Genomic DNA, 2,659 nt, shown 5'->3' on the forward strand with positions numbered 1-2,659 from the left:
GGCATTAGACGTGTGAAAGTACCTAAGCGATCGGCGCCTTATTGGCGACAGCACTATTTTTTAGTGCACTCACTGCCGCTTACTACTATCAGAAATATCTGACGTTGTTAGAAAACAATGTTGAGAACACCGCTCAAGAAGCGTTACATCAATTGGCCTATACTGGCCGTGAATACAGCAATATTCAGGATCAAATCGAAACGATCAGTGACCTACTTGGTCACAGCCAAAGTCTGTATGAATATCTGCGCCAACCTAACCGGGTGAACCGTTCCATCTTAGAAGACATGTGGATCTCGGTCGCAATCAATCAAAAGTTGTATAAGCAAATTCGCTTTCTTGATGTTTCTGGTCGAGAAAAAGTGAGGATTAATTATGAGATTGAAACAGGCGCTGCGTTGCCCGCGATCAAATTGCAAAATAAGTCAGAGCGAGATTACTTTCAATTCGCTAAGAACTTAGACGATGGCGAAATCGCTTCGTGGGGGATAGGTTTAGAACGAGAGTATGGCGAGTTAGTCTATCCCTATAGCCCGTCACTGCGTATTTTGATGCCTATTTCGCTTAACGGAAAGCGCGAAGGGTATCTTGTGCTTAATGTTGATATTGACTATTTATCCTCTCGACTCAACTATTCGTCAGTGCTTGATTTCCATATTGAGCTGATTAAGAGTGACGGATTTTACATTGATAGCCCTAAATCAGCTCGTTTGTATGGCCATATAATTCCCGCTCGCTCTCAATTTAATTTTGGCCGGATGTACCCAAACATTTGGCGTAGTTTAAATTCAAAAGATTCGGGCTATGCTTACAATGGTTCGAATTTGGTCGCGTATCGCACCATCCAGTTTGTTTCTAGCGAACCTCTTCATCTGGTTATTGATCTTACCAATGAGCAGTTATTATCCCGAGCTCAGAGGGATATTGATGACTTAATCCAAGAAGCGTTTTTTGTTTTAAGTTTGGTGCTCGGCTTCACTTTGCCGACGGCAGCCCTTGCTCTGCATTATCGGCGTCATAGTATGGAATCGAAGTTGGCTCGAGCTGCTCTTGATGGTATGACTGCGGTGATGATCTCGGATGCTTCACATAGAATCATCATGGTTAATCAAGAGTTTGAAAATATGATGGGTTACTCAACCAAGCATGCCCAAGGTTGGAGTGCACATCATTTAATTCTCTTACCTGAAGATCTCGAAGCAAACCTGAGTATCTGGAAAACACTGAAGAGTGAACACGTATGGGAAGGGGAGATTCGTTGTCGAACTAAGTTTAATCAAGTCTTTACTGCAATAATGCGTATTCAGGCGAATTTAACCAAATCAGGTAAAGTGAGTTATTACATTACGTCGCTGGTGGATATCTCTGGGCAAAAAGAGTTAGAAGAAAAATTACGAAACCTAAGCGAAAAAGATGGCTTGACGGGGTTGTGGAACCGCCGAAAATTTGAAGAGCAATTGGCGCAATATGCGGGGATTATTGAACGCTATCCTGATAGCCCTCCTGCTTGTTTGGCGTTGTTTGATATTGACCATTTTAAGCGTATTAATGACGAGCTAGGCCACGACGAAGGAGACAAGGTGATTTGTAGTGTCGCAGAAACCCTCCTAGAAGAAGTCCGCAGCACAGACTTTGTATCTCGTGTCGGTGGTGAGGAATTTGCAGTGATCATGCCGCATACAACACTAGAAGAGGCTGAAATTGTATTGAACAGGCTACGTGTCGCGGTTCAAATGCGTAGTGATAGAGGCATTACCGTCAGTGCTGGGTATAGTGATTTAACCTCTGATCGTACAAGAACGTATAAATGTGCTGATATTGCTTTGTATGAGTCAAAAAGTGCAGGGCGTAACTGCGTATCGCTGTGTCATAGTTATGATGATATTGCTTAGTGCTTTTACAAAAACGAAAAAACGGGGATAGACCCCCGCTTTTTAGTCTCAGCGTTATTCGCTAGCCAGTATGCGACATTGGTTGTCGATGGCGGCTTCGATACACTGTATTGACTGTCTCAAATAACGCTCTAGATAACCTAAAGCATCCTGACTCTTTTTGTCTAGCGATGCCTTCATCAGTATTTCTTGCTCATCGAGATTACAGTGCCCAGGGTTCCCTGTGCCTAAAATCTGCATCGCGAAGTATTGGTAGCGTTTAATTTGCGTGAGTAGATCGCGGAAAAACCCAAACATATTGACAGAGCCAGCACCTTCAAACAGCGCAGTAAGAAACTGATTTTGGCGCTCTTCCCATTCCCTCCAACAAAAGCTTTCGCCAGGTTTTACTCGGGATAACTTGTGATAAGCAGTTAGTACATCCAGTTCCCATTTTTCATCGCCAATCATAATTGCCTTACTGAGTAAGCATGCGGAGACCATTTGCAGGCTTTCGTACAAGTCATGTAACTCATCTTTACATACAGGTGCAACCCAGCAGCCTTTTTGCGGCTCGAGTTTGACGTATTTGCTCCAAGATAATTGCACCAATGCTTCTCGAATGGGTGACGCTCCTACGTTGTACTTCTCTTTGAGTTCGGCAACCACGAGTTTTTGACCTGGTTTAAGCTCGCCATCGAGAATATCCTGACGGATCATTCTTAATACTTTGTCGGTAAGAGTGGGACTAGACACATACACCTCATAGAAACTTTAATCGTGACGAT

2 protein-coding genes are annotated in these 2,659 nt (G+C 43.4%); one reads left to right on the forward strand and one right to left on the reverse strand.

What is annotated here, in order from left to right:
- The first annotated feature begins 41 nt into the window (after positions 1-41).
- Positions 42-1,892, forward strand: a complete 1,851-nt coding sequence (locus CAG68_RS06715; protein WP_202599876.1) for a diguanylate cyclase — start codon at positions 42-44, stop codon at positions 1,890-1,892.
- A gap of 54 nt (positions 1,893-1,946) precedes the next feature.
- Here CAG68_RS06715 and CAG68_RS06720 read toward each other — a convergent pair whose 3' ends face one another.
- The gene (locus CAG68_RS06720) at positions 1,947-2,633 is read right to left on the reverse strand and encodes a GntR family transcriptional regulator (RefSeq protein ID WP_080659233.1); all 687 of its coding nucleotides are present in this window, start codon (positions 2,631-2,633) and stop codon (positions 1,947-1,949) included.
- Positions 2,634-2,659: the final 26 nt, after the last annotated feature.

Origin of the sequence: Vibrio sp. V42_P2S4T144 (genome assembly GCF_009904715.1) — a bacterium.
In the GTDB taxonomy this organism is placed as follows: Bacteria; Pseudomonadota; Gammaproteobacteria; order Enterobacterales; family Vibrionaceae; genus Vibrio; species Vibrio alginolyticus.